The following is a 26,085-nucleotide window of genomic DNA, read 5'->3' as shown; positions in this document are numbered from 1 at the left end:
TATAAGCATGCGCAAGCGAGAGATCTGCAATAATTAATACAGAAGTGGGAAGTAAGAACCTATCATTCAGGAAATTCCCAGTCGAAGGAAACTTAGAAAAGGAAAAAGATATGCGTAGCCTAATCAGGACAGTTTTAAAGATGTTTGATCCATACTCTGAAGCCAGTGTGACGCACTATCCCCTCATAACTCCTGGTATTTTGCATCACTAGCAATCTCACCAATCATAAATGTGAAACTCCCTGCAACTGCATCGTACATGTTCAAATCAATGCCAGTTCAAAATATGAAGACCGACGAGATAACCGAACAAAGCGCAGTAAAATAGAATAAAAGAATCAGAGGGTGGCGATGATCCATCAAGGAAGGATGTTTCAACCGCGTCAAAAAATTCATAGTATAATTTTATTCAAATAGCCAAGTTATAAAATCTCTTACACTAAAAACAAATCGAAATACAAATTAAGCACTTTTTAGAGTCATCTCTATAATATATTCATAATAATTAACCAATGTTTTGCACTTTTCAATATTTATAAATAGAAAAAATGGTTATGAAAGGAAAATCCCCATTTTCCTATTACCTCACGAAGAATTTCCAAAACCTTATTTTTGAGCGATTTATTCCTTACGCACTCCTTCAAATCTACCCATAGTCACATGGCCCTGTTGGGTAACCCCTTTACCAACAAGCACATTGCCCAAAGTTTGAAATAAAATCCTTAGATCTAAGAGAAAGCATAGGTTGTCTACATACCAAACATCGAACCTAAATTTGCTATCCAGGAAATAGCATTTCTACCATTTACCTGAGCCCAACCGGTTACACCTGTCTTAACTTCATGTCTTCTAGCTTGTTTAGTGGAATAAAGCTGAATATATTCATGCAAGAGTGGCCTTGGCCCAACCAAACTCATATCTCCTTTCAGAACATTAATTAATTGGGGGATCTCGTCCAAAGACGTTTTCTAATCAACTTTCCAAAACGGGTAATCCGCTCCGAATCAGGTAATAAATCACCGTTTTCATTGACTAAGCTGGACATAGTTTTGAATTTCAAAATTTGAAAGGGCTCATTGTCCTTCCTGGCCTTGATTGTGAAAAGAAGGGAGAACCTCTATGATGAAAACTTAAACTGATTAGTAGAATTAAAAATATAGGCAGAAGAATTACAAACATCAAAAAAGCTAGGACTACATCTAATGCTCTCTTTAACCAATTCCTATAAATCACTTATTTGAAGGTTTTACTAAGTTCCGTATGTATTACTTCAACAATCATTTCTTGATGTTCCAGAGTCAAATCTACTGAGCTTGGAAGGCATAATCCATTTTCAAAAAACCTTTCAGCCATACTTCCTCCGTAATAAGGGGTCATATTGAAAACGGGTTGAGTATGCAATGGTTTCCACAGAAATCTGCTTTCTATACCCTTTTTCGTCAAGGAATTCTTTAACTGCTCATTAGTGAAGCCTGTCTTTTCTTTATCAACCAGAATTGCAGTCAGCCAGTAGTTAGAGTAAGAATCCTCAGCTTCTGTTTGAAACTCAATCCCAGGGAAATTCTTGAGTAAGTTTCTATACCGTTGATTGATTAGCCTACGGCTCTTAATAAAAGAATCCAATTGCTCTATTTGAGCTAAACCCACTGCAGCAGAGAGATTATTCATTTTATAATTATAGCCGATTTCCAGGTGGTGATAAAAGGGTAGATCTTCCCTAGCCTGAGTGGACAAAAGCCTAGCCCGTTGGATTAAATTGGTATCATTCGAAATCAATGCTCCTCCCCCACCTGCTGTCATTATTTTATTTCCATTGAAGGAAAAAATACCTATTTCGCCAAATGTCCCACATGCCTTTCCTTGAAACTTACTACCTATTGCTTCAGCAGCATCTTCCAATACAGGAATATTATATTTTTTGGCAATCTCCAAAATCCCATTCATCTTGGCTGGCATCTCCAAAAAGGTGAACAATTACAATTGCTTTTGGCTTTTTCCCTTTGGAAATTCGGCTTAGAATTGTGTCCTCAAGAATTTCTGGACAAATATTCCAGGTATCCTTTTCACTATCTACAAAAATCGGAGAAGCCCCAAGATATACTACTGGATTCGCTGATGCACAAAAAGTAAAAGACTGACAAATCACCTCATCACCTGGACCAATACCTAAAAGCACCATACCTAAGTGTAGAGCTGAGGTGCCAGAATTTAAAACCACAGACTCATGCGTCTTAAGTCGCTTCGATAACTTACTTTCGAATCTATTGATGAATTGACCGAAAGTGGCTATTTGACCAGAACTTATTACCTGTTGAGTGTACAAATTTTCATTGCCATTGAGTACGGGAAATGAAAGCGGGAGATGAAAAGCCATGTAGGGTAGTAGCTAAAACTGCCAAAATATACTACACAATTATTAAACCACCATATCATTCAGAAGTTATATCCTGTCATAAAAGGGCCACAACACAGCTCCTAATATACTTCTAAGGTCATTTTTTTATTCCACTTGGTATTACTTGGGGGATATACCATCTGAATTTCACTTACTCTATTCTATACATAAACCTTTAAATGCCAATTATTTATAATAGAACTTTACTCTTTTGCTATTAGCGAACTGTTAGAATTCAGAACTAGTTGCAAGTTGGCAAATCCAAAGAAATCACTTGGCAAAAATGTTGATAAAAAAAACAAATAAAATACTCTGAAAAACATATTTAAGTATGTGAAGAGTTAAATATAGGTCTTAACTTAAAGATTAGCTCTAATATCTTGGAAGCATAAGGAGCTTAGATTTTGATAGAATAACCTTCAAAAGCATCACTTTTTCAAAAGAATTAATGAATGGTGAAAGCTTGAGAGTCTACGCTGGAAGTTCAAATAAAAGATCATACCTAATAGGAAACCTGCATGGGCTATTAATAAATTGTGATTATCCGTAATGATGCCAGTTGCCTTAGATTCTTTACTTATCTGGTCGGAAGTCCGATGACCGAAGACTCCCGCACTAGCGGGACAGGCTGAAGTGACCTCAATTATAATTTTGAACAAATTCTAGATTGCTTTTCCCTCCTTATTGGTAGAAATGCGGATATACAGTTAGGTAATTATTCTGCTGAAAAGAAGCTTACAATCATATTAATTCAGATTGACCTCGGAATCCTTAAAGTCAGATTTATCCAATTTGATTTTTGACTTCTTAGCACTTTTAATACGTCTAATTTCCAGAGTTTTAGGCTGTAATGCTACCTTCTTTTTCGAGATCGCGAAGTGTGATGGTATCAGGACCGATACCCAAGGATTATAGAAATTCCAATAATAATAGGAAGAACAATGTTATCGGAAAAACTCCTCATTAAAAAAACTATAAGAATAATACTGAACTGTCTAAAAACTCAGTAAAAGAGTTTCACTTGATTATGCTTAAGTCCCATTCTCATCAGGAAATGGTGCACATGAGATTTATCCGGAGTCATGGGCCCCTTTCCTTGGGAGATACGTTCGAATACAAACGCTTGCCATATCATATACGTGGAAACATCATCAATGCAACTCCGGCAGAGAATTGCCGGTTTCAACTTTCCGAATATTTAGCTTCAGACAAGGCGACATTATATTCCATGAAAGCCAGAGTCAAAGTTCCCATAGAGAAGCCCAAAGTTAGAGAACCGGTATCCCCCATGAAGATTTTTGCAGGGTGCCAATTAAAAAGCAAAAGGGCGGTGAGTCCCGCCCAGAAAAGAAAAACATAAAATAGCGTAGCTATTTAAAACCCTGGTAAAAAAACCATGTCTCCTAGTATAGAAAATACTAATGCGGCTATTGTGCCTGCAAGCCCGTCTAGCCCATCAATTAGATTAAATGCATTTGTAAGAGCAAGGAGAGTAAAGGAATGAGAATGCATAACTAACAAAAAGGTTAGACATCACCAATTCCTGAAAGAAGCCATGGAATCCTTTAATTCGGATATCAGCCATTACAACTACCAAAACAACAGCAATAAGCTGACCCAGAATTTTTTTAGCTGCGCTTAATTCCACCATATCATCTCTAAGCCCTACGAAAAACATAATAGAAATTGCACCTAGAATATATGGCGTTTCAATTTTCGGAAATTCCCATCCCCAGATTGCCATTGAAATTGCAACAGCGATAAAAAAACCAATCCCTCCCATAGAAGGAATTCTGGCTCTGTCAATCTTCCTTCCCCCAGGAGTATCAGAGATTTGATATTTCTCAAAGATTTTAATTAGAACCGGAAAAAATAGAATTCCAATTACGAGTGAAGATAAAAAAGCAAAAACAAAGGACATGGATAGGTAGTTGGTAAAGTTTAAGCACTAAACGTAGCTTTAAGCTATCAATGCTACAACTTTAGAGAGGATTCTATTTAAAAAATGGCAAGATTAATGCCTCTATTTTTCGAAAAACCACTAATAAATTAACTTTAATCAATTTACATTGGATAAAATGCAATTTTATGTATTTACAAACAAAAGCAGTTTTATTTGAAATAAATGGAATAAACCTGACCTTTGATCGAAGAAAGCAAAAATATTTTTTTTAAAGGAAACGCCAACGCCAAATGACAGATTATTTAACTAAGAAGGCAGGGAATTTTCAGTGCTCTCCATTAATTCCGGCAAAATCGACCTGAGAACGTGGAGGAAGCAATTCAATCGGTCAAGCTAAATTGGCTGCAATCTTAGCATTAAGCGACTAATTGATCTAATCTTTGCCTTTCTTTTTATGATAACAATTGGTTGGTGGTTATTTCCAATTGTCGCAATTTATGATTAAATGTGATTCGCCTGGACCAGTTTTTTTCAAACAAATCAGGGAAGGAATTTACAATTCCCAATTCAATTGTTATAAGTTTCGGACGATGCACGTCAACTCAGATCTTAAAATGGCCACAAGAAATGATCCTAGAGTAACAAGAGTGGGTAAATTTTTACGTAAGTCAAGCATTGATGAGCTACCTCAGGTATTTAATATAATTTACGGAAACATGTCATGGGTAGGACCTAGACCACATATCATTACTCAAAATAATGAACATTCATTGTGTATTAAAGGATATAGAACCCGGCACTCAGTGAAGCCAGGAAATAACAGGTTTGGCACAAGCAAAAGGATATCGAGGAGAAATAGAACAAAATAGCTCTATATATTTTCGATATAAACTGGATATGTATTATATAAAAAACTGGAGTAATTCATTAGATCTTAAAATTATTTGGATGACTGCAAAATCAGCTTTCTTGGGCGATGAAAATGCATACTAACTTATAGTGAAAACTATATATTTATAGATTCAAACATTTAAGATTATTATTTAATAATCGATCTAAGTATTGGATCGAGCATTTATCTATTAAATATAAATGTAAGCTCAATTAATCTAGAAAGTGAACTGTGTTTAAAATATTTACAGATTTAGATTAAACAATTAGTGTCAAACACACTTCAAACTAAAATGACAAGAATATTTTCAAATATTTATATATTTATTCACACCTTTTGCAAAAACCATCAGGACACTCACTCTATTAAGTATAATCAAATTTTAAGTAATAGTTACACTATAACACGCATAATATCCGCAAGAAAAATTAATAAAATATTTATTATTTTGCCTTTATATTTTAGCATCATCCATTGTAATATTGCTCAAAATCTACCTCTTAGCTTTCAAATTCAGAATGAATACCTTCGTAGGGAACAAGTACTAGGTAATATTGAGAGTGATATAAGCTTCAATATAAGACCATTAAGCATTAAGAATGCATTTTCAGAATTTAATAACACATTTTTACAAGACTCTATAATTGGCTATAAACCAACTATCCAGTCCCTTGGCAATAAATCGGGTAAATTCATAATTACTGCTTTACCTTTACAGCTCACCTCTACATTCAACACAAAACTACCAGCAGGATGGATGAATGGAATGCTTCTACCTTCAAAAGGTTTACAAACTTTAGCAAGCGCTGGGATTTATGTAAAAATGGGCAAACTTTCAATACAATTATACCCTCAATATCATTTTTCTCAAAACCTTGCATTCGAAGAGTATCCTGAAAAAGCACCTGATTTTTACTTTTCAATATTAAGAAGAAGCGTATTTTATATTGATAATCCAACTAGATTTGGATCAGGCCCTATTTCTGAATTCAGTATAGGTAATTCTCACATAATGATAAATTTCGAGCCTATTTCATTTGGAATATCTACGGAGAATATCTGGTCTGGGCCAGGACAATTCAATTCTTTGGTTTTAAGTGATAACGCACCTGGTTTTAATCATTTTAGAATTCAAACCAATCGCCCTTTAACTACATTTCTAGGATCTTTTGAAGGGAATTACTGGGTAGGGAAATTATCTGGATCAAATTTGACACATTTTAGTGATGGAGAGTATACTCAAATTCTGGACGCTGAAAAAGAAAATGATTGGAGATATTTTACTGGATTAACTATATCATATTCACCGAAGTGGATACCTTCCTTACACCTTGGATTAACCCGAACTTTTCAAATATATAGAAATGATATGGAAAATAATCTTCGAGCCTATTTTCCACTATTTGCCCCATTCCCTAAAACTGGTAAAGGACTAATAGAAAATATCGAAAAAAAAGAAGACCAAAACGTGGGAATATTTACACGATATGTTGTCCAGATGCCCAAACTGAACTTTATTTCGAATTTTCCAGAAATGATCATCCATTAAATTGGCGAGAATTAATGCTCAATCCAGAACATAGTAGAGGATTTTTATTAGGGTTCAGCAAATACTTTATGATCAACAATAATAATTCGATTGGAATTATCGGGGAGATTACGCATACCCAATTTAGTATGAATAATATAATTCGATGGCGAGAAGGAATCCCCAATAGAGGTCTCGGCTTATATGATAATGCTGATGTAAAGCATGGCTTTACTAATAAAGGTCAGATTCTTGGAGCAAGTACTGGAATAAGTGGTAATTCTTATCAATTAAAAATAGGAAAGTATTCCAATTTTAACGAACTGTCTATTAGGCTTGAAAGACACGAAAGACATCCTAACTTTTACCGATATGCGCAAAGTGCTGGTTTAAATGTGAAACCCTGGGTTGATCATGGTGCTACATGGGATTTATAGTAACACTTTTCAAAATTTATTCATACAAAAGCTCTTTGGGTTTAATTCATTCAAGCAATTACAACTATTTGATCTCAAATGATGACGGTTTTAATAAAAAAGGAGAAAACATTTTAAATTTCAACTTCAACGTACAAATAACCTATCTGTTATAATCCGTACAAAAATGTATATAAAGTACAAATATATATAAGAAAGTTAGTTTTAACGATCAAATAAAATCATTACATTTACATATATATAGTTCTATAGATACATATAAAAAATACAAAACAATTAAAAAGTGGAATCTATATTTTACTTTTATTAAATATTTCCATTATGACAAAATCAGATCAAAAACTTTCGGCACTGTTCTTTGGGCTAGACATTTCACTTCTTCTAGTTACCTATATCATCTCAAGCAGTTTTGTATTAGGAGAATTTGATTTTTACAACAACAGCTCTCTTATTGGAATATCCCTTTTTTTATGGGTTAATATTTCCATTTATAGGAGATTATATCACATTCATCTTCATAATGGTTTTAAGATAAGGTACAGAAACTTTCTAAGAACATTTTTCATATTTGCAGCATTTATTTCTTTTTTCTATCTGTTCTTTAATGTTTCGGTAAATAAACGTGAAGTATTAATGTTTTTTTTATCTGCCTTTTTCATTTTAAATTCAATTTTCAACCTCGCATTAATAAAATATATTCGTTATATGCGAGGTAAGGGGAAAAATTTGAGATATGCGCTGGTGATAGGTGTAGGTAGTAATGCCAAAAATATCCTGGAGTATTTTGAACGCAATGCTGATTTGGGTTATAGAGTAGTAGGATGTATAGAAAGTCCCAATGAGCAAAATGTTCTACCGAAGGAAAAAATCCTTGGAAAACTTAGTGACTTAAGTACAACAATCAAAGAACAAAGAAGGATAGATGAAATCATTATAGCCTTACCTTTTAATTCTTCTGATAAGATTCAAAAAGTATTAGAGATCGCAGATTATTATGGAAAAAGGGTTAAGTATATCCCAGACTACATAGGCTTACTCGGAAGGAATTTTGCTATGACTACTTATGGGGAAATACCTGTGCTAAATATTAGACAGACATCCTTAGATATGCTTCCTAGTTCGATAATAAAAAGAATATTTGATGTTGTTTTTTCTAGTGTGGTTTTATTACTCTTAAGTCCTTTATATTTGATCATAGCAATTCTTATCAAATCAGAATCTCCCGGCCCAGTATTCTATATGCCTATCAGGGTGGGAAGGGACGGAAAGGAGTTCCGTATGTTCAAGTTCCGAAGCATGCACACTAATGATTCTGTATATGGAGGTAAACAATCTACACAAAAGGACGACCCTAGAATCACTAAGATTGGGAATTTCATAAGGAAAACAAGTATAGACGAATTACCTCAATTTTTTAATGTATTCTTGGGCGACATGAGCGTAGTAGGACCAAGACCCCACAGAAGTTTTCTAGACCAGCAACTTCAAGCTCAAGTGGAAGGTTATATGCTGAGACATTATCTTAAACCGGGAATAACAGGCTGGGCTCAAGTGAATGGCTGGAGAGGACCTACAGAAACTGATGAACAAAGAAGAATGCGTACATACCATGATTTACATTATCTCGAACACTGGACTTTCTTTTTAGATATTAGAATTATCTGGTTAACCTTATTTGGATCTAAAACCCATCAAACGGCATATTAACTTAAAGCAGGAACAGGTTTTATCTTCGAGTTAGAAGAGATCTAAGTTAAATCCTCTTATAAAAGATCAGGATTGAACTTCTAAAGTTGGCAACAGATTAAGAACATTTGCTTTCAGTTTAATCTCTTGGATTTAGCATTGAGTCATTCAATCATAACGTTCTTTAGATTCATCAATAAGGCATTCGGACCACCTTTGATTTGGTTGTTTAACATGTCTGTTACCTCGTCTGATTTTCTTAATTTTACTTCAGTGCGTCAACAATCTAGTTGATGCTCATTTTCCAAGTGTATAGCTTTTGCATGCTGACTAGAAACTTAAAGCTTTCTGCCATACCTTGCTGACCTCATATTTGATATCGACACTCGCATCAAGTTTGCCAGATTCTTATGCAGTGCGTAACAGCTATTCTTTAGTAGCTGCCTTACCTCTCTTTGAAAATGGTCATGAACTATGAGTGTTTTAGAGAGCATTTTCTAGGCAGTAGTGGCAAAAGCCTTCAACAATTCCATGCTGATCGCTTATACTTGTTTAATTTTCCCATCACTCATAAACTAATTTAGTGACTTGCCCAAGGCGCTTTAGTGCGGGTTGGCTAGATCCCCCACACAGCCTGTATGAAGAGGACTCAACCTTGTAATGTAATGACAGCTCTTTCTAAAAGACTTCTCATCAATACTCAAATGGTCAAAAATTATATGGAAATAGTTTTTTCTACCTATGCTCCTTTGGGTGCATACATGTATATTTCTGTTCCCTAGGTTAATCCACTACACATGAGTAGCATGCATTTTTAGTCTGGTTCTTGGTTGCTTACAGCATATCAATTACGCCTTGTTCAAATCTCAATCATCCCCCCAAATTTAGCAGGGTTATGTAAAAAAATCTCACTAAAAATCATTCTTATAGATACCTATTCTATTTAATTCGTAAAAAAACGATTTTAAGAGGTAAGCGAAAATGCATGTATAACCAATAGCTAGCTCAATTTTGAAAATTGTCCTTACTCACTTTAAAAACTAAACTCATATTGTATTACCTATGTCCTGTATATTAAAATGGTGTATAGAGAAGCTTAAGCGACCAATTCTATTGAATTAGCATAGCTTAATAATCAGCAAAAAAACCACCCCAATTACTGTCTTTCATAATCATCGTCTAACCTTACTATATCTTCTTCATCTGAAGGATTTTCGGGATCCACATGTATCCATATTTCTGCCACTATACCCCAATTTTTTAATCCCACCAGTCGATGTCTTTCGCCCTGCAATAAAGATACTGTTTCACCAAATTCCATTATTTCCAATTCTTCAAGTTGATCCGTTTTACTTTTTACAATACCTGCTTCCCCTTTTATAAGCTTCCAAAGTTCAGCTCTCCTAAAGTGGTATTGCCAGGAAAGGCGGGAATTCGGGGCTACTAATAAGATTTTAGGACTCAGTTTTTGTTGCAATTGTATTTCTGAAAATTTCACTTCCATGAAAAACAATTCAGCAAAATTTGAAATCTGTTTTTCATCTAACACAAAAAATCCGCCCCATGGCCTTGTTTTATCTACTTGGAGGATATGAAATCCATTTTTCTCCAAAAAATCGTTCACGTGGTGAAAAACTTCATCCTTACTCAAATCTGAAGTAATATTTTTAAATCTCATCTATAATTTTGAAAGTGTTGAATTTAAAAATACATCTATCGTTTTATGAATTAGCTATTCGACAAATGAACACATATAAAATGTATATAAACATGCATTTTATATTTCAGAAGTAATGAATTGCTCGAATTAAAAGTCCGGAGAGGAATTCTCACCGGACTAAGGTATTATCAAATCAAATTCATTAGTAACTTCTCATAAGCTTCGTCATCGACGGTAAGATGGTAGATTGTACCAGAACGATTCATGCTGTCATGGCTTATCCTGCATATGCAGGCTACACTTTGAGGAGTATATTTGGAAAGCTCTGTATTCATCTGTCTGAAATCCTGAACCAGGGAACTTCTAGAAGAATGCGATTACAGAGTGGTGCAGCCCGAAGGATCCTCTTGCTTTGTTCGAGAGGATCTGCGAATCCTAGGACTGCGGGTACGCTGCATCACATTCTTTATCACTGCCTGTTCGGCTTCCAGGCGGTAAAAGAGCTCTTTCAACTTTGCTAACTCATCCCTTAACTGCCTTGTATCCTCTATCAGCAATTTTAGAAAGTAAGCAATCACTGAAAGCAGCATCATGGTCACCACTCCCGCCAGACTTAGCAATAGCTCCGCTGCAGACATGATTCAAGGAGATATGGAACTTGCTCTGATACTATCTGCAACTCTACAATCTCCCCCGCTCCCATTCAGACTCCAGTCTCTCCATCAACTGGAGAAATGCTAGGTTCGTGAATAGCGAGTGTCCCGTTGGCTCTATAGCTGGTCACAGGATAGAGGGAACTGGATTCCAGCTTATCTTCTCCTTGGTAAAAAGAGATTTTACCTTTGTCCCCTATTCCTATCTCCCAGCCTTTCCCCTCGGAATGCATAGCTTCCAGCTCGTACACTCCTTCTGCCAGACAGGCGATCTCTTTTCCAAAGCAGGCCTTGGGAGGCTCACGGGTAAAGCAGAGCTGCTTCTGCCCTAGAAATAATCTCCCAAGGGTTACTGTTGCTTTGTACTTGCGGTGAAGTACCAGTCTCATCTTAGACCTGCTCTACGCCTACCATCTTGGCCGCATTGTGCGCCCCATTGTTAATGGAGTACTCGCTGCCATTCACCATCTGGACGAATTCCACACTGAGCACAAAAGCTCTGTGCGTGCCAGGAAGCAGGGCTTTATCAACGGATAAATTGATTGCCGCAGCCGGATCGATTACCGGAAGCAAAGTTGAAACAGCAGTTTGCACTGCTCTTGCACCCGTCGAAAAATCCAGTCCCACTCCTGTAGCCGATATCCTCAAGTGGGTTGCACCTTTAGGTACTGCCACATAATCCTGAGGGACAAAAGCCGGGATGGCTACCGCCCATGCCGTTGGGGAATCCGTGTAGGTAGTTTCCAAAAAGAGCGTACTACCCAGGGAACTGGAAGCATTCAGCTCCATATCTTTCAGTAGACTCCAGTCGCCTGCACGTACCATACGTTCTCCTCGGTTATTGACAAGATCAGATTGCAGCACCTTCATCATCACCTGGGTGATTCGCTGACTCAGTCTGCTGTCTCCAATCTTAGCGATTACCGGACGTAAAGCATCCCGAACGAGTTTGGCCGAAGTAGCATTATCGGCGAACTCTTTGAGGTTCTCCCGGGTACGTGCAAAGCGTGCATCATTCATGATGCGGCTCTTGCTGACACCTCCTTTTTCACGGGCGAGGTATCCGTCTTTGGATTTGTAGAAAGAGAGTCTTCCTACCTTTCCATTCAGTGTAATTACTCCTGCTTGTTTTGCCATAAGTATATGGGGTTTAAGTGAAACATGCAGGAAAATTGAGTTTTATCCCATTGGCTATCAATTGAATGCGCGATATGTTCGCTAGCTTCGCAAAAAGGAGAGTTTTGATATATTTAACGCTACCTTCTCATATCTTGCCAAGACAAATAGAATCTGAAAACTCACGAATACAGCCATCCTGGGCGTAAAAAGCTGCGTATACAAACACCTGTCCAAGTTCAGGTTCACTCCAAGGTAGCTCCAACACCTGAACACCTGTTTTTCTATAATTTCCTTTATATATCGTGTACACCCGCTTTGATTCAGGTACGTAAGCAATAACAAACAAACTATCCTCATCTCTTCCTGAACCCTGCCAGGCATTGGGTTGCCATGTGATTCTGATAGACGTACCTTCCCGTACTGCCAATCCTTGCTCAAGACCAACTAGCCATCCTTTGGATACTTTGACACGTTCTGGATAAAGTATTGGATTTTTTTCCTCAGGAAGAATGGCATTTTTAATCAGCCAGCTAAGTGTCCTGTTGGTTCCGGATTCAAAACTTGAACCTTTTTTTTTCATCGTAAAATTCAAAGCTTCCCTGAGCGGAGTCACGAATTTCTGGCCTATGCTAAAAGCCTTTTGCTGGTAAAGCTGCCTTTCACTGGCAGGTTTCTTTCTTGGGCCTGGCTTTTGTCTAACCACTGTTTTCCCGTTTAACTGGTAAAACACCAGATTGCCCATGGAGCCATTTATAGTCCCCAATAGGCTGCTATGTATTATTCCCATTATTTTTGATTTTCAAAGTGAACTACTGATTAATAGATAGATATTTTAGAAGTGAATTCGCAGCAATTCCCACTTTGCATGTATCACCCCTCTTCGTTTACGCTACACCCACTGTACTCTCAGTCCAAAGGGAAATAGGAGAAACAAAATATGAAGGAGACTGGGAGGAACCCCGACTGATTAGATACTGGGAATTTACTGCGGCATGGGCAGGCCTAAGTCATATCATTATTTAGGCTGCTTTCTAGTACAGATAGTCGCTGATATCGCCAGGTGGTATTCCGGAGAAATCTGAAAATTCCTGTATAGTGACAAATTGATGAGGTTTCTTATTATGGAAAACCCTGATTTTCTGAAGCAATAACTGTCCGTAGCGCTCGCTTCTTCCCGTGATTTTCTGTACATCTTTAGGATAAACTATGCATCTTTTCTTTGGCATGATTTGACGATGTTTATAGCGGTTGAAGAAGTCCATTTCTCTGTTTGATACTTTCCTCAATTCCGCCTGTGACGATAACTTAAGTTCCCAAATCTTACCTGCTAGTTTTTCAAATCCCAATAGTGTATGGATTCTGTGGATTCTGTGGATTCTTTGTGAAATATTGGATTCTATGAACTAATAAATGAATTAAAATCAGTAATAAATCATGAGATGACTGTCAAATATCTCCTACTTGAACTTACTCTATGTAACAGAAATCAAAGGCACAAAAAGCTTTGATTACGTCAATGCTCCCTACCAGAAAAGAGTATGTCCCTGAATTCAGACTTTCCTTCCAGTTTTTAAGAATTAGGATGGCAAAAAGCCATGGATTTTTTATACAGAATGCACTTAGTGGATTTCGACCCTAAAGACATGTTAGAAATTCGTAAAAACTGGGACTGGATCAAAGAAGCTATACGTCTGTCTTCAGATTCCCTATTTCAGGAAATACAAAAGAAGGAGTTCGATTCGCTTTGTTACTCCACCCAAACCAAAATTCATAAGTACCTATTGAGGGGCAGATACCGCTCCACCCCCTTTGGGTTATGGGCTGGAGTAGGCATCGGGTCATGTGGGGAGACAGCAATACTGTCGGCTCCCTAGCCTACAGAAAAATAGAAAATCTATATTTTGAGAAACCAAGGGTACAATCTCTGCCCCCTAGTAAATACAAAGTCGCTCCTGGGTTAAAGGTGTATGCTGCACCAGGTGACAATTCTGGAGTTACTGTATTCAGGAGGAGGGCTGGAGGATTAGCTATCTCGATAAAAACCCACTTATCCTGATTCTTCTGGCCTATTTTGAACAATCAGAAAAACTCGATGGACCTACCTTTGAACAGTTTTTCAAGTCTAAAAACAAAAATCAGATAGCAAACATCTGGAAAATGGTGCTAGAATCAGGATTTCTTATTCCAGAAAGTTTCCCTGAATTGGGATCACCTCATGAAAGCGAGGGAATGGACATAAGAATAGTTTCAGAAATTAAAGTATACCGGGGAATCCAAGAAAAATTGGAAAAACTCATTTCCGAGATCGGAAATCTTTTTGTTCCTGTAGAAAGTGATTTCTTAAGGAATTTCAAAGTCCTGGTTTAGGTATACCTTCGATGACCGTTTTGTACCTATTGGCCTTCTAGCTCACAGACAAGATTTCTTCTGCAATCCAGTAAATGAAAGTATAGCAAAAGAAAGGGATGACTATCGCTCTGAGGATATACTTTCTATGTTATGGGGTAATGTTGAAGAATTTGACCTAAGCAATTGTTTTGAACTGAAAAGCACAGATCTCCACCACCTCCAAATAGCCTTCAAACTACTGGGAGAAACTGAACTTTATATAGAAAACATTGTCTGCAACCGCCCTTTTGCTTATTCAGGACGTTTTAGCATTGATCCAGAGATTAAAAATTTGGTTGTAGACAACGTTGAAAGCTTGTCTGAAGAAGCCCTATATGCCGACATAATTATGTTCGAAACCTCAAAATCAAACCGCATTTCCAGACATGAAAATGCCTTTAGGTATAGCATATACCCCTTTGGAAATGGGCTCCAAGAAAACCAGTTGGGGGTTGAAGATCTGCTCATAGGATTTAGACGGGATCGCTTGGTGCTCTATAGCCAAAAACTCAACAAGGAAGTTTTACCAGTTGTACAGCACCCGCTGAATCCCAATCAAATCTCCCACACGCTTTCCAGGTTATTCTGGGAAATCGGGAATCAGGATCAGCAGAGGTTTATTCCATACCACAATACTTCTTTTCAGCAAACCTCCTATATACCTAGGCTGACTTGGAAGGGAGTTATTCTTCAGGGAAGGAAGTGGATCCTGCACTCAAAAAACTATTCTGACAAACGTAAACTCTTTCAATTTCTTGCTGCGTCCAAAATACCTTGCCCTTTGCTAGTAGGATACTTAGACAGAGAACTAATTCTTGACTGGGAATATCCTCCTGAACTGGAAATACTATGGGAAGAACTTAATAAGTTGGAAGAGCTCACTGTATTTGAATGCCCTTGGAAAGAGCGGTCGCCTCTTAAAAACAAATCCGGACAACCCCTCTTCCCACAGTTTATTTATTCTTGGAAAGGTAAAGATCGCATTATTGAGAAAATCGATTCTTTGAATCGGATCGTCAGCATTGATGAAAGCTGGATTTATTTGCGCATTGGGATAAAGGAAGAAGGTTTACTGCCGTTATTGCTCAAGCCTTTACCATCCATACTTAAAAGTATTAAGGAAAATTCTCTGCTACAGAAATGGTATTTTTTGTGTTACAACTCCCCTAAACCAGAAATCAGGCTTCGCCTACTTCCTACTGAAGAAGCACAAAAACAAGCGATAACTGCCGAGTTAAAGCAAAGATTGATGGAAACTGGATGGGTCATTACAGTAGACTCAGCACCATACTATCCTGAGTATGAAAAATATAAACTACCCCATAAAGGTATTGTAACCTCTGAATCCATATTTCACCTTGAATCCGAGTTGATACTTCTTGGCAATGAAAAACAGAGAGTTTCTCCAATGCTAACATGGGATGCAATAAAACGTCACTATTGCATAAGTCAGTCTTACATTCAACTCATTGAAATGACAGGCAGAATAGAAATGTTTTTTCACTATTTCCGAAGGTTAGTTAAGGAAATTCCAGTAACAGACCGAAAGAAATTAAGCAAAGCTGATTATTCTACTACTGAATATGAGACTACTTACCCTATTGAGACTTTCTTACCGGAGTTCTCAAAAATCGCAACAGAACAAGATGAAGTATTGATGCGCCTTATCCCAAACCATCTTCATATGTGCTGTAATCGAATGTTTCCAAGAGATACAAATGCGTATGAACGTAAAGTAATCTATAGCTTGTACAAAAGCCTAGGGAGATTAATTTATGGTCGATTGTATAGTTTATAAGTATTTAGAAGTTGGTCTTTATAAGAATCTCCCAAAGGGACAATCATTCCGTTATCAAGGATAATCTCCTTATGCAATATTTTCTGAAGTTTGGTAATATTTATGAGAAAGGATTTTTGGACTCTCACAAAAGTCCATTCAGGAAGCATAATTTCTACAGACTGCAAGGTGGAGCGCTGTTTGTAAATATGGGGAGGAGCGTGAAAGAGCGAATAGTTTTGTTTCTGCTCAACATGGTAAAGGCTGGAAAAAGCAACTTTAGTATAACCAAAACTTGCATAGTCCTCCACCAGAAAATAATCTTTCGACTTTTCCAGAGTTGCTTCCTTTTGTATATTCAGTTTTTTGGAGACCTTTTCCAGAAGCTTATTCAAGCCCCAGGCATTGACAGGCTTAACTAGATAACCAGCCACAGATAAATTGATACTTGGTAGTGCAAACTCTTCATGCGCGGAACAGATAATCACGGGAACACCCAATTCTTCCATTTGCTCTGAAATTAGCAAACCATTGAGATTTTCCATCTGGATATCAGTTATCAAGATATCGCATATTTTTTGGCTGGCTAAACGCAGTCCATCCAAAGGGTTAGTTTCCGCAAATTCCACTTGGTACCCAGGTATTCCTGAAATGAAATATTTGAGCCTATCCAGTGCCAGAGATTCATCATCGATTAGGCCAAGTTTGATTGGGTTTTTCATATGGTAGAGTTAGGTTAAGAGAATAGGTGTCTTGCGTTACATTCGTGGTCAGGGTAGCATTTTCAAAAAAGTAATCCAGCAAGTTTCTGACTGTTTCTATACCGAATTCACTTTTAGCCAGTTTTAACCCCTCGTTGAATTTATTTTGCGTAGAAAAATGAAGAATTGGAATGCTGTTTTTACAATAAATCATCTTTGCTTCTATTAATACCGGGTATTTAGGATCCTGAAAAACGCCATGTTTAAATACATTTTCGAGCAGGGTGATCAAAAGTAACTTTGGCATATATAGCTCTTCATAATGAAGCAAATCCCTATCGATTTTATCCCGAATAATGATAGCGCCCTGAAATCTCAATTTTTGACCATGTAAATACGAGAGTATAGCCTCGACTTCAGAAGACAGGGAATTGAATTTTTCCGTATCAATGTATGCATAGCGGAGTATAGTGATGAAGTGATTTAGATCCTCAAAGAGTTCTGGCGAGTATTTCAATGATTTGGCGGAAATATCTCCTATCAGGTTGAGCGTAAAATGTGGACTGAGTTGGGCTTTATTATGAACAATTCTCAGTCTATCAAAACTGGCGTCAGTTTTCCGTTTTTCCTGAAGGGCTTTAATAAGCGCATAGAATCCCCAAAAAGTGAATGTAATAGCTATGAATACCCATTGTCTCATAAACTCATAGGCTGCAAAATCTAAAGGTGGATGTGGCTCAATTCCGACGAGTAGAAATAAAAAGTATTTAAGTACAGATAAAAAGGAAATTGTAACCAAAGAAAGAGCAATGACTATAAGGGGTCTTTTTGAATAAAAAACAGAAGGGAATAGCCAAAAGAAATAAATGCATGAACAACAAAAGCCTATCAAAGTAGTGATCAAAGCGAAGGGAATCCCACTAGAATCTAACTTAAAATAATAGGTTGAGGCTAGAATCAGGAGAGGATATACCACCCATGGAATGATAAGAATTAAGATTGGCCTTGCTATAAAAGGCTTCATTTTATCATTGACCCACTTTATACTAGGGTTTGTCCCTGAGAACTGAATCTGAGGCGGGGTAAGTATACTTTTCATGTGTTAATAAAATTTAAACAATCCACATGGAATCCCGCATGACTAGTAATCATCACAAAATGAGACAAAAGGTGAAATGTTCGATTTCATAAAATTTCAACTTATGATAAATAAACAAGAAATGAGTCTGCTGAACCTGCGGGCAGGACACACTCAAGTAAACAGACCTTCATCAAGAGGTAGTCAGAAAAATCGTATAACTGGGAGCATTATTCGAGAATGCATCACCACAATTACGAGAATTTAATTTTCTAAGAGTTTTGTAACAGCAATCGGTACAGGCTTATTGCGAATAGCCTGGTTTAAAAACATGTCTATTTTACTTCAGCATTCTATGCATTTACCGGATCGTCAATCCGGTGGGAAAACCCCAAATCAAGCGGATTTCATCTGAGATGGAATCCGTTTTAATTTGTTTTGGTTTTGTAGATCAGAGAAAATCCCAGATCGTCGACGGGGATACCATGAAAGCCAGCAAATTCCTGAAAAGTTATCAGTTGATGCTTTGATTTTCCGTAATGCTCCCTCACTCGCTTCATACAATAATAAGCGTACGACCTACTCCTTCCGGTCAAAATCATGATATCCTGAGCATAGATGATTCTTCTTTCAGCAAGTACCATTAAATGTTCAGCAAATAGATGTCTAAGACAGGGCAAATTATCATTGCCAATGCCCACCTAAGCACTCCCAGGATAACTAAAAAAGGCCTTAATGAAACTAAATTAGAAATAATTTTTTATGAAACAAGTTCTAGTCAGTTTTTTATTTCTAAATATCTAAACAGATACCTTATAACTGAATCTAATATGTAAAAAACCAAACTTTCTTTGGGATCAATCCATAAGTAAGAGAGTTCGGATTTTATTTAAAAACGGTTTTACAAAACTCAATTTGTTTTTTTACACTATTGATAAACATCATAGTACTTATTACATACAGTGAATGAGTAGTTGATATCCATTCCAGTAGTGGCATTTTTCGTCCCGACCCCTACGAATATTTGCTATTCGTCCCAGAATCCAGAAAAAACTCACAAAAGCTTTTGAATATAGTAAGAAATTATTGGCAATGAATGGGCTTTAAAACAACGCCCTTCCCTTTAAGAGAGGAAATTAGTCGGAGGTAAATATGATATAAAATTATGAACAGTACCGTAAGCACACTTCTAATTCAACTATGGACTACCTCACCCCAACCCTCTCCTGGAGGAGAGGGAGTTTGTCAGTGGTAGCTATGATGGGATGAATATGAACAGAATCTTCAGTACCAAACTCTGGACTACCTCACCCAGCTCCCGATATCGCTTCGTTTATCGGGACAGGCTCTCTTCCTTGAGGAGAGTAAGTTAGTTACCTCACCTCAACCCTCTCCACATGGAAAGGGAGCGGTACAATTTCAGATTGGAAATATTATTTAACAAAATAGAAAATGCACAAAATAATTTCAACACTTCTAATTCTCCTATGGACCTATACAGGCTTTGATAAAATCTTTCGCTTTGAAGCAAGCAGAAAGGCATTCCTTAACCAGACCTTTCCGGCCGAGCTGGCGGAGATTCTGGCTTATGCAATACCAATAACTGAGTTGCTGCTTGCCCTGCTCCTGCTCTTTAAAGTCACTAGATGGTGGGGATACTTAGGAAGCATATTGCTGCTAACGGTATTTATTACTTATGTGGGACTGATTTGGGTAGGAGCTTTCCCTAGAGTGCCGTGTAATTGTGCGGGAATCTTAGAGAGTCTGGGATGGGCGGAGCACTTCTGGATGAATCTGGGGTTGATTGGAGTGGCCACTGCCGGTATTCGATTGGAAGATTGATGTCCGTTGACCGGTGTTGGTTGTTGGTTGTTTCTGCTACGGCGGACAGGTGGTGGTTGTAAAGAATTTAAAATGAAAGGAATTTAAAATTTAAAATTAATGTGCTGGACTTGGGCTTAGCAGTGACCCCCGACCCCTTCCCGATAGTTATCGCGGAGGGGAGAATGGAGTTGGGTGCTGGAGCGAAGAATTTAAAATATATAAAAGTAGAGAAGTGTGAGTATCACCCTGAAGGGGTGAAACCATTAATAGCTCCGCCACGGCGGACAGGCATGGGTGAAACCCATGGTAAAAAAAGAATAAAGGCCATTTCCCTTCCCGATATCGCTCTGCTCATCGGGACAGGCAGTCCCTAGATCATAATAGGACAGGAATGTTTGTGCCGAGGAATGGGAACGAAATATCCGACACATCCAGCTTCTGGAGAAGCAGGACAACGGACAGGCAAAAGACGGAAACGTAACGTTGTGGGATGTCGAATTTTGGATGTCGGTAATTTCGAATGTTGAATATCAAATGATGAATGATGAATGCTGAAGTTGGAGGCAGTCGGTAGACTTGCGCTAGAAGAGATTTGGAAGCATGCCGTAGGTATGCACTATGGATAGCCTAGGGTTTTATCCCTGCGTATAAGGATAATAAGGTTGAAAAGCGCTGGCCCAAGATCGTGATTCAGAGACGAAAGCCTATTGCCAGCAAGATGGAGACGAGAAATTATTTAATCTACGTTCTCTTAAAATAATTACAATAAATGCCGGATTGTAAATCCGACGGTTTGAGACCGGGATTACAAATCCCAAGCAGCAAAATAGTGGTCTGTGGAGACACAGACCAGAGTGGAGAATAAAAAGATAAAAACCTTCGACGTTTGGAAAACCTCAAAGGTTAAGAAAGGGGCGGTATTGGACTACCGCCCCACAGCCAAGATTTGGAAAAGCGTAGGCTGTAAAAAATGGATTATAAGAGACGGTTAGATTCCATCTTCTACAATCAATTGAGTGAACGCAACTAGTTTCTAATTCTAAACTAACTAATAAATATATTATACGCAAGTGACTGACAAGTAAAACCTTCGAGGTTTGGAAAACCTCAAAGGTTAAGAAAAGGGCAGGGCTGCTGAATACCCCACCCCGAAAAAATAATTAAATGAAATAAGTATTTCTGGAATCTTTAGGAATAAAACCATCGAGGTCTTGAAGACCTCAATGGTTAGGAATAATAAAGAGACTCATTTCTCTTAATAGCCTGGGGTAAGAGACTGGCTAAACCCAATGAGCCTCCCAAAGGGAGATGCCGAAAACCCATTTCAGAGTAGGCAAACAACCGAAAACGGTTTCCCTGTTTTTGATCTGTTAAAAAACAGGACATAATGATGAAAACTCTAATTAAAAGATTACCACTATTTGCCTTTGTTCTGGCAGCTTTTGCAGCTTTTGCATTCACTGGCCCAAAGGAAGTCCAAACGGATGTCTATGGATTTGACGGTACAAATTGGTACCTAGTCAACCAACCTCCTGGACCAGCAACTTACAATTGTGTAATGGATTCAACCCCGGGATGTCTTTATGATGAGATCGATGGCGAGCCAGTGGATCCAAATACCAACCGTAAATTCCAGAACAACGGGTTAACTCCAATTACGAAATAGTAAAATCTAAACTAGGAGGATCAAGAGCTTGGAACCAGTGGTTCCAAGCTCTTTTTTATCTACCTTTTTCCCAATTCGATTTCATACGGCGGAAGCTCCAAGGTATAATCATCAGTGTTGGATAACTGATACACTTCCCCATTAATCTCTCGCGAATGTCCTGATTCAGCACCAAGTTCACTTAGCCGTTTCATATCATACCATCTGAGGCCTCTGAACACCAGCTCTTTTCTTCGCTCCTGCATAACGAGTTCCAATGCCTGGCTCTGGACTTTGGGCTATCCATTCCTCAAAATCAGAATATCTATGAACTCCCAGCTCATTTAAATAAGTTAAACCTATTTCAACTTCCCCTTGCCGAATGGCAGATTCGGCTGCCAGCAAGTACGCTTCTGCCATACTAACCCCAGTAAACAAGTTAAAATCACCGGTATAGGACCCTTTAAATAATGGCAATCCGTCTGGATCAAGGGTGAAAAACAAAGATTTTCTTAAATCATTCTCCTCATACATGCTGTATAATTCAGGATTAATGTAGGTGGCAGCACTTGCAGTCACCGGGAAACTACTGGTTATGGTATAGTATAAAGTTTCCGCATTAAACAGGCTGAAAGGATAAGGAGAAGATTTATCTAAGGCACTGTAGTCCATTAACTCCCCCTTATTCTCCACAACATAAGCCGCAGAATTAAACGCCTCCTGCCAATCACCTTCATAAAGGTAAATTCTGGACAGAAAGGACTTTGCCACGGACTTGTCGGCCCTTGTTTTGTATTGCGCATTTTCAGGTAATCTCGCAACTGCCTCGTTCAAATCTGCTTTTGCCAGCTCAAGTACCTGATATACATTCAACATTTCAAGGGTAGCATTGATATCTGATTTTAAATTGACAGGAATGCGGGTTTCTTCGGCCAAAGGAGCATTGGGTGCAGGTAAAAACAGTTGCGCCAACTCGAACAAAGCTCTGGCCCTCAAAGCCAATGCTTCCCCGATCAGGATATTGAACTCCGGATCTGAAGGATTATCAATTTCCCCAAGAATATCCAAGCTCACATTGCCATAAAATACCTGACCATGAAGATTCATGTAGTCCACGGAGCGCTCATTGGGTTCAAAGATTGAATTCTTCCACAGATAGGCATTCTGTTCCCAAGGATTAAACGTCTCCCAATTTTGGGAAGTAGTCACCCAATCATCCGAAAGAATAAAGGATATCAGTGTATTGGCATTCAGAAAGTTATAGGAATCTAATAGAGCGCGGACATCTTCCACAGTAGATGGTACCAATATGGATTTCTCCGGCTTTTCCTCCAGGTAGTCCTGACAGGAATAACAGAAAAGAATACTGGCACAGAAGAGAAATTTTATAAAATACTTTTTCATGTGTTTATGATTTTATTTGAAGACCACCTGAAACCTCGCATTTAGGCTAACCAACATTGCATTAGAGGTATAACTTCTGCTCGTTTTCAATAGGTTTTGATTTTAGTTTGTAACAAAACAGATAAAAGGGGTGGCCGTTTTCTAACAGCCGGGAAACCATGGAGTCATATCCACTCACTTTATGAAGAAAAGGCGTTTCCTTTTACCCTTAAATTGACGTAGAAGTCAAACCTTGCCCCCAGTGCAAATGATCTCAAGGGACGGGAAGATTGGAAGTCCGGGTCTAGGGCATCGTCTGAAGCTTGCCAGAGAATTCCCAGATTACTTGCATAGCTATAGAACTCAGCCGAATTAAAAGGAAGTCTCTGCATTCTTGCTTTGCTTAGTGTATAGGAAAAACGAACATCATTGAGTCTGATATGATCTCCCTTTTCCACCAATGCACCGGAATTCATGTAGAAGTTATTTCTTCTTGAATCTGCCGTGGCGGGCAGTGAAGGCACCTGCGTCCATTCTTCATCTCCAGGTTGTTGCCATCTCTTATCGTAATCCCCATGCCCGATGGTTCCACGCAAAAGGGTGTAATAATTAATAGACTCCCTTTTGTAGTAGTATCCAAAGCGATAGGATATATTGACCGATAAAGCGAAACCTTTATATGCAAAATCATTCCTAAATGCGCCAAAACTTGTTGGCCTGGCAGGTCCATGGTACTGAAGGTTCTCTATTGTTGCTTCACGGGAGATCGTCAAGTAATCGCTACTCGGCTCCCCGTCCACGAAACCTCTGGGATCACCCGTATCAGGATCCAATCCTGCCCATTGGTAACTGTAAATATCCATACAACGGACGACCTGCATAGGGATAAGGCATACTGGTATGTGCCATACTAAATAGATTACTGACTGTGGGAAGTCTTTCAAAGTCCGTCACTTTTTCTCTTACCCCACTGTAGAATAAATTGGTAGTCCAGTGAAAATCATTTCTGAACCATCTGACTGCCAAGGTGAGGTGCCGCTCCGCTGATGTAGCTTTCAGCAAAATTGCCGGTAAAGCTTGTGTTTCCGGTAGCTGCGGCGACCGAATTATCCCCTATCAGATCGCGGGAATCTTTGATGTAGTATTCTAGCGAACCTGCCAGAAAACCATTTTGGGTTTCCACATCCAACGCCAGATTGGTAGTCTGAATCTTTTCCCATCTCAAAGCAGGATTGGGAGGGTTCACTATTCCTCCTGCGGTTAACTGCGGATGAATATCCCAGGGTAGAAAAGTTACATACCTAGCGGTAACGTCTGAAGAAAGGCTCTTATCGACATTTCCACTAACCCCATACGTCGCCCTTAATTTTATAAAAGGCATGTTGGGAATACTAGCAAATTTCTCATCCGAAATAATCCAGCTTCCCCCTATTGACCACAGCGGTACGCCTCTCATGTTAGACTCTACACCAAAAATATTAGCCTGATCCTTCCTGGCGCTAAGCGTCAGAAAGTAACGATGGTTCAGATCGTAACCCACATTGGCATAATAGGAAATAAACCGGTCCACTTTCCCTCCATGGGAATCCTCTGAAGGAATCGCTGCCTGCTGCCCAGGATTATAGAGTAAGGGAAATCTGGTAAGCATATCCACCGGCGTGCTGATTCCCATATCGTCACGATACCCATAATAACGGGTTGACCAATTCAATCCTTGAAGATCCCGGATCTCCATACTCCCCTATAGCATTGAGAAAATGTTTGCCCTGCAAGTCCTTGTTGTAGGTTAGTTGGGGACGGAAAGTATGGCTATAGGTGTCAGATTCACTTACATTCAACACATCACCTACCGGCACCGGATAGGTGTAACTTCCATCCTCTGCTACCTGGGTGTATTTATTGATTAAATCCCGGATAGAAAAAAGCGCAAGTGGATCTCTGTCACGTGACCTGTTTATATTTTTCCAGTATTGGTAGAACACCCCTGACTTTCAACATCAGGACTGATGGAGTACTGAATGGAAGGGCTTACCCGAATATCGTACGCCTGGCTACGATTGTCCAACTGACCAATTTCATTCAAGGGAACATAATTCCAGTCCAATAACCCCTTTTCACTGACTGAATTGATGAATCGGGTACTGTAGAGGCTGGCAATAGGCAGAGGGTTGCCCTGCTCATCAGCAAGCCTATCATAGGCATACCCAGCAGGAACCTGTGTCCCCGTAAAGGAATTTTGGCTCGATAAATTAAGTGAAATCCCAATCTGAAGCTTATTCGAACGTGTTTGCCATTGATCTCCCATAGCCAAGGTCCATCTGTTGCTCTCGTTACCGATAATACCCGGGCGGATCTGATCGTAACCCAAGGAAACGCGGTATGCATGCGTATCACTTCCTCCAGCTAGGGAAAGTGAATACTGCTGGTTGATCCCTGATTGCAGGTAATAATCATTCACATCATTTCTGATATCCGATTGCCTATACAACTGTAGCTGTTGATCTGCCTGCTCCTCTGTTATAAGCCCATCCCGCATTGCGATCAGGGTTTCTATGGCCGGAGAGAGCTTAGGCTTATTTGCATTTCTTTCCAGGCTTCTGTAGAAGTTGTTTGCAAACAACTGCTCTTCAATCCCAATAAAATCAGGGATAGACATCGAGGAGAATAAAAGAGATCCTGGGGCTCGGTCACGGTGACATTGGTATTGAAACTCACTTTCAGCGGCTGACCTTTTGCTCCTTTTACCGTTGTAATGACAATCACTCCATTACCTGCCCTAGCTCCCCAAATGGAGGCTGCCGCCGCATCTTTGAGCACCGTAATGGAGGCCACATCATTTGGATTGATGTTTTCCAATGGCCCGTCATAGGGGAAATTATCCACGATGATGAGCGGAGAGGTATTGGAAAATAGGGTACTTCGCCCTCTGATAGTGATGGGTTCATTGGTAGCCTGGCTACCTCTGTCTGAAGATAAGGCAGCGGGGTCACATCCTCCAATCGATTCAAAACCGAGG

At 38.8% G+C, this 26,085-nt stretch carries 30 protein-coding genes and 1 pseudogene; 9 read left to right on the top strand and 22 right to left on the bottom strand.

Features of this window, described 5'->3' with window-relative positions; genetic code table 11:
• Positions 1-749 precede the first annotated feature (749 nt).
• The 6 genes and pseudogenes from AC0L6R_RS13700 to AC0L6R_RS13675 all read right to left on the bottom strand — a co-directional run bounded on the left by AC0L6R_RS13700 (position 750) and on the right by AC0L6R_RS13675 (position 4,316).
• Positions 750-959 carry a sugar transferase gene (locus AC0L6R_RS13700; RefSeq protein WP_473271721.1) on the bottom strand — a complete coding sequence of 70 codons (210 nt, stop codon included), beginning with the start codon at positions 957-959 and terminating at the stop codon, positions 750-752.
• A 97-nt stretch (positions 960-1,056) separates the two neighbouring features.
• Positions 1,057-1,179 (bottom strand): hypothetical protein, encoded by a 123-nt coding sequence (locus AC0L6R_RS13695; protein WP_473271723.1) that lies wholly within the window; start codon positions 1,177-1,179, stop codon positions 1,057-1,059.
• Between the two features lie 54 nt (positions 1,180-1,233).
• Positions 1,234-1,956: a DegT/DnrJ/EryC1/StrS family aminotransferase gene (locus tag AC0L6R_RS13690; RefSeq protein WP_473271719.1), complete on the bottom strand. Its 723-nt coding sequence runs from the start codon at positions 1,954-1,956 to the stop codon at positions 1,234-1,236.
• Positions 1,910-2,374 carry an aminotransferase class I/II-fold pyridoxal phosphate-dependent enzyme gene (locus tag AC0L6R_RS13685; RefSeq protein WP_473271717.1) on the bottom strand — a complete coding sequence of 155 codons (465 nt, stop codon included), beginning with the start codon at positions 2,372-2,374 and terminating at the stop codon, positions 1,910-1,912. Before AC0L6R_RS13685 ends, AC0L6R_RS13690 begins: the two co-directional genes overlap by 47 nt.
• A gap of 1,203 nt (positions 2,375-3,577) precedes the next feature.
• Positions 3,578-3,907 (bottom strand): annotated as a pseudogene (locus tag AC0L6R_RS13680) (MraY family glycosyltransferase).
• Positions 3,861-4,316 (bottom strand): MraY family glycosyltransferase, encoded by a 456-nt coding sequence (locus AC0L6R_RS13675; protein WP_473271716.1) that lies wholly within the window; start codon positions 4,314-4,316, stop codon positions 3,861-3,863. The pseudogene AC0L6R_RS13680 and the gene AC0L6R_RS13675 overlap by 47 nt, the downstream one beginning before the upstream one ends.
• A gap of 479 nt (positions 4,317-4,795) precedes the next feature.
• Between AC0L6R_RS13675 and AC0L6R_RS13670 the strand changes: the two genes are divergently transcribed.
• The 5 genes from AC0L6R_RS13670 (at position 4,796) to AC0L6R_RS13650 (ending at position 8,862) form a co-directional block, all read left to right on the top strand.
• On the top strand, positions 4,796-5,167 hold the full coding sequence (locus tag AC0L6R_RS13670; protein WP_473271715.1) for a sugar transferase: 372 nt from the start codon (positions 4,796-4,798) through the stop codon (positions 5,165-5,167).
• Complete coding sequence (locus tag AC0L6R_RS13665; protein WP_473271714.1) at positions 5,124-5,291, top strand: sugar transferase; 168 nt, start codon at positions 5,124-5,126, stop codon at positions 5,289-5,291. The genes AC0L6R_RS13670 and AC0L6R_RS13665 overlap by 44 nt, the downstream gene beginning before the upstream one ends.
• 191 nt (positions 5,292-5,482) lie before the next feature.
• Positions 5,483-6,739, top strand: a complete 1,257-nt coding sequence (locus AC0L6R_RS13660) for a hypothetical protein (RefSeq protein ID WP_473271712.1) — start codon at positions 5,483-5,485, stop codon at positions 6,737-6,739.
• Between the two features lie 14 nt (positions 6,740-6,753).
• A complete protein-coding gene (locus AC0L6R_RS13655) occupies positions 6,754-7,155 on the top strand; it encodes a hypothetical protein (protein WP_473271711.1) in 402 nt (133 codons plus the stop codon).
• A gap of 321 nt (positions 7,156-7,476) precedes the next feature.
• Positions 7,477-8,862: an undecaprenyl-phosphate glucose phosphotransferase gene (locus tag AC0L6R_RS13650; RefSeq protein ID WP_473271710.1), complete on the top strand. Its 1,386-nt coding sequence runs from the start codon at positions 7,477-7,479 to the stop codon at positions 8,860-8,862.
• Positions 8,863-9,997: 1,135 nt separating this feature from the next.
• On the opposite strand, the gene AC0L6R_RS13645 is transcribed toward AC0L6R_RS13650, so the two are convergent.
• The 6 genes from AC0L6R_RS13645 to AC0L6R_RS13620 form a co-directional block, all read right to left on the bottom strand.
• The gene (locus tag AC0L6R_RS13645; protein WP_473271709.1) at positions 9,998-10,519 is read right to left on the bottom strand and encodes a cupin domain-containing protein; all 522 of its coding nucleotides are present in this window, start codon (positions 10,517-10,519) and stop codon (positions 9,998-10,000) included.
• Between the two features lie 359 nt (positions 10,520-10,878).
• Positions 10,879-11,139, bottom strand: a complete 261-nt coding sequence (locus tag AC0L6R_RS13640) for a hypothetical protein (RefSeq protein ID WP_283414961.1) — start codon at positions 11,137-11,139, stop codon at positions 10,879-10,881.
• A gap of 65 nt (positions 11,140-11,204) precedes the next feature.
• Positions 11,205-11,543 carry a DUF5675 family protein gene (locus AC0L6R_RS13635; RefSeq protein WP_473271705.1) on the bottom strand — a complete coding sequence of 113 codons (339 nt, stop codon included), beginning with the start codon at positions 11,541-11,543 and terminating at the stop codon, positions 11,205-11,207.
• Position 11,544: 1 nt separating this feature from the next.
• Entirely contained in the window at positions 11,545-12,291 is a 747-nt protein-coding gene (locus AC0L6R_RS13630; RefSeq protein ID WP_473270820.1) for a hypothetical protein, read from the bottom strand.
• A 127-nt stretch (positions 12,292-12,418) separates the two neighbouring features.
• The gene (locus AC0L6R_RS13625) at positions 12,419-13,060 is read right to left on the bottom strand and encodes a DUF6266 family protein (protein WP_473271703.1); all 642 of its coding nucleotides are present in this window, start codon (positions 13,058-13,060) and stop codon (positions 12,419-12,421) included.
• Between the two features lie 244 nt (positions 13,061-13,304).
• The gene (locus tag AC0L6R_RS13620; RefSeq protein WP_473271701.1) at positions 13,305-13,499 is read right to left on the bottom strand and encodes a hypothetical protein; all 195 of its coding nucleotides are present in this window, start codon (positions 13,497-13,499) and stop codon (positions 13,305-13,307) included.
• A 369-nt stretch (positions 13,500-13,868) separates the two neighbouring features.
• Here AC0L6R_RS13620 and AC0L6R_RS13615 point away from each other — a divergent pair, with 369 nt between their 5' ends.
• Together AC0L6R_RS13615 and AC0L6R_RS13610 are read left to right on the top strand one after the other, a co-directional pair.
• Positions 13,869-14,147 (top strand): lantibiotic dehydratase, encoded by a 279-nt coding sequence (locus tag AC0L6R_RS13615; RefSeq protein WP_473271698.1) that lies wholly within the window; start codon positions 13,869-13,871, stop codon positions 14,145-14,147.
• A 620-nt stretch (positions 14,148-14,767) separates the two neighbouring features.
• A complete protein-coding gene (locus AC0L6R_RS13610; RefSeq protein ID WP_473271696.1) occupies positions 14,768-16,459 on the top strand; it encodes a thiopeptide-type bacteriocin biosynthesis protein in 1,692 nt (563 codons plus the stop codon).
• Here AC0L6R_RS13610 and AC0L6R_RS13605 read toward each other — a convergent pair.
• The 3 genes from AC0L6R_RS13605 to AC0L6R_RS13595 all read right to left on the bottom strand — a co-directional run bounded on the left by AC0L6R_RS13605 (position 16,435) and on the right by AC0L6R_RS13595 (position 18,861).
• Entirely contained in the window at positions 16,435-17,160 is a 726-nt protein-coding gene (locus AC0L6R_RS13605) for a LytR/AlgR family response regulator transcription factor (RefSeq protein WP_473271693.1), read from the bottom strand. The genes AC0L6R_RS13610 and AC0L6R_RS13605 overlap by 25 nt on opposite strands.
• Entirely contained in the window at positions 17,126-18,238 is a 1,113-nt protein-coding gene (locus AC0L6R_RS13600) for a histidine kinase (RefSeq protein ID WP_473271691.1), read from the bottom strand. Before AC0L6R_RS13600 ends, AC0L6R_RS13605 begins: the two co-directional genes overlap by 35 nt.
• Positions 18,239-18,645: 407 nt before the next feature.
• A complete protein-coding gene (locus AC0L6R_RS13595) occupies positions 18,646-18,861 on the bottom strand; it encodes a hypothetical protein (RefSeq protein ID WP_473271689.1) in 216 nt (71 codons plus the stop codon).
• A gap of 808 nt (positions 18,862-19,669) precedes the next feature.
• Here AC0L6R_RS13595 and AC0L6R_RS13590 point away from each other — a divergent pair.
• Together AC0L6R_RS13590 and AC0L6R_RS13585 are read left to right on the top strand one after the other, a co-directional pair.
• Positions 19,670-20,059 (top strand): MauE/DoxX family redox-associated membrane protein, encoded by a 390-nt coding sequence (locus AC0L6R_RS13590; RefSeq protein ID WP_283414451.1) that lies wholly within the window; start codon positions 19,670-19,672, stop codon positions 20,057-20,059.
• A 1,372-nt stretch (positions 20,060-21,431) separates the two neighbouring features.
• Entirely contained in the window at positions 21,432-21,707 is a 276-nt protein-coding gene (locus AC0L6R_RS13585) for a hypothetical protein (RefSeq protein ID WP_473271687.1), read from the top strand.
• Between the two features lie 59 nt (positions 21,708-21,766).
• On the opposite strand, the gene AC0L6R_RS13580 is transcribed toward AC0L6R_RS13585, so the two are convergent.
• The 7 genes from AC0L6R_RS13580 to AC0L6R_RS13550 all read right to left on the bottom strand — a co-directional run bounded on the left by AC0L6R_RS13580 (position 21,767) and on the right by AC0L6R_RS13550 (position 26,069).
• The gene (locus AC0L6R_RS13580; RefSeq protein ID WP_473271685.1) at positions 21,767-21,952 is read right to left on the bottom strand and encodes a hypothetical protein; all 186 of its coding nucleotides are present in this window, start codon (positions 21,950-21,952) and stop codon (positions 21,767-21,769) included.
• Positions 21,903-23,090 carry a RagB/SusD family nutrient uptake outer membrane protein gene (locus AC0L6R_RS13575; protein ID WP_473271684.1) on the bottom strand — a complete coding sequence of 396 codons (1,188 nt, stop codon included), beginning with the start codon at positions 23,088-23,090 and terminating at the stop codon, positions 21,903-21,905. Before AC0L6R_RS13575 ends, AC0L6R_RS13580 begins: the two co-directional genes overlap by 50 nt.
• 179 nt (positions 23,091-23,269) lie before the next feature.
• Entirely contained in the window at positions 23,270-23,932 is a 663-nt protein-coding gene (locus AC0L6R_RS13570; protein ID WP_473271683.1) for a hypothetical protein, read from the bottom strand.
• A gap of 137 nt (positions 23,933-24,069) precedes the next feature.
• Positions 24,070-24,804 (bottom strand): TonB-dependent receptor domain-containing protein, encoded by a 735-nt coding sequence (locus AC0L6R_RS13565; RefSeq protein ID WP_473271681.1) that lies wholly within the window; start codon positions 24,802-24,804, stop codon positions 24,070-24,072.
• Entirely contained in the window at positions 24,746-25,051 is a 306-nt protein-coding gene (locus AC0L6R_RS13560; RefSeq protein WP_473271679.1) for a hypothetical protein, read from the bottom strand. The genes AC0L6R_RS13565 and AC0L6R_RS13560 overlap by 59 nt, the downstream gene beginning before the upstream one ends.
• Positions 25,024-25,605, bottom strand: coding sequence for a hypothetical protein (locus AC0L6R_RS13555; RefSeq protein ID WP_473271677.1), 582 nt, complete (start codon positions 25,603-25,605; stop codon positions 25,024-25,026). Before AC0L6R_RS13555 ends, AC0L6R_RS13560 begins: the two co-directional genes overlap by 28 nt.
• 14 nt (positions 25,606-25,619) lie before the next feature.
• Positions 25,620-26,069, bottom strand: coding sequence for a TonB-dependent receptor plug domain-containing protein (locus AC0L6R_RS13550; protein ID WP_473271722.1), 450 nt, complete (start codon positions 26,067-26,069; stop codon positions 25,620-25,622).
• Positions 26,070-26,085 lie beyond the last annotated feature (16 nt).

The sequence above is a fragment of the Algoriphagus sp. 10J20-15 genome, assembly GCF_055809615.1.
The sequence above is the reverse complement of the archived record's forward strand: the minus strand, read 5'-3'. Positions and strand labels throughout refer to the sequence as shown.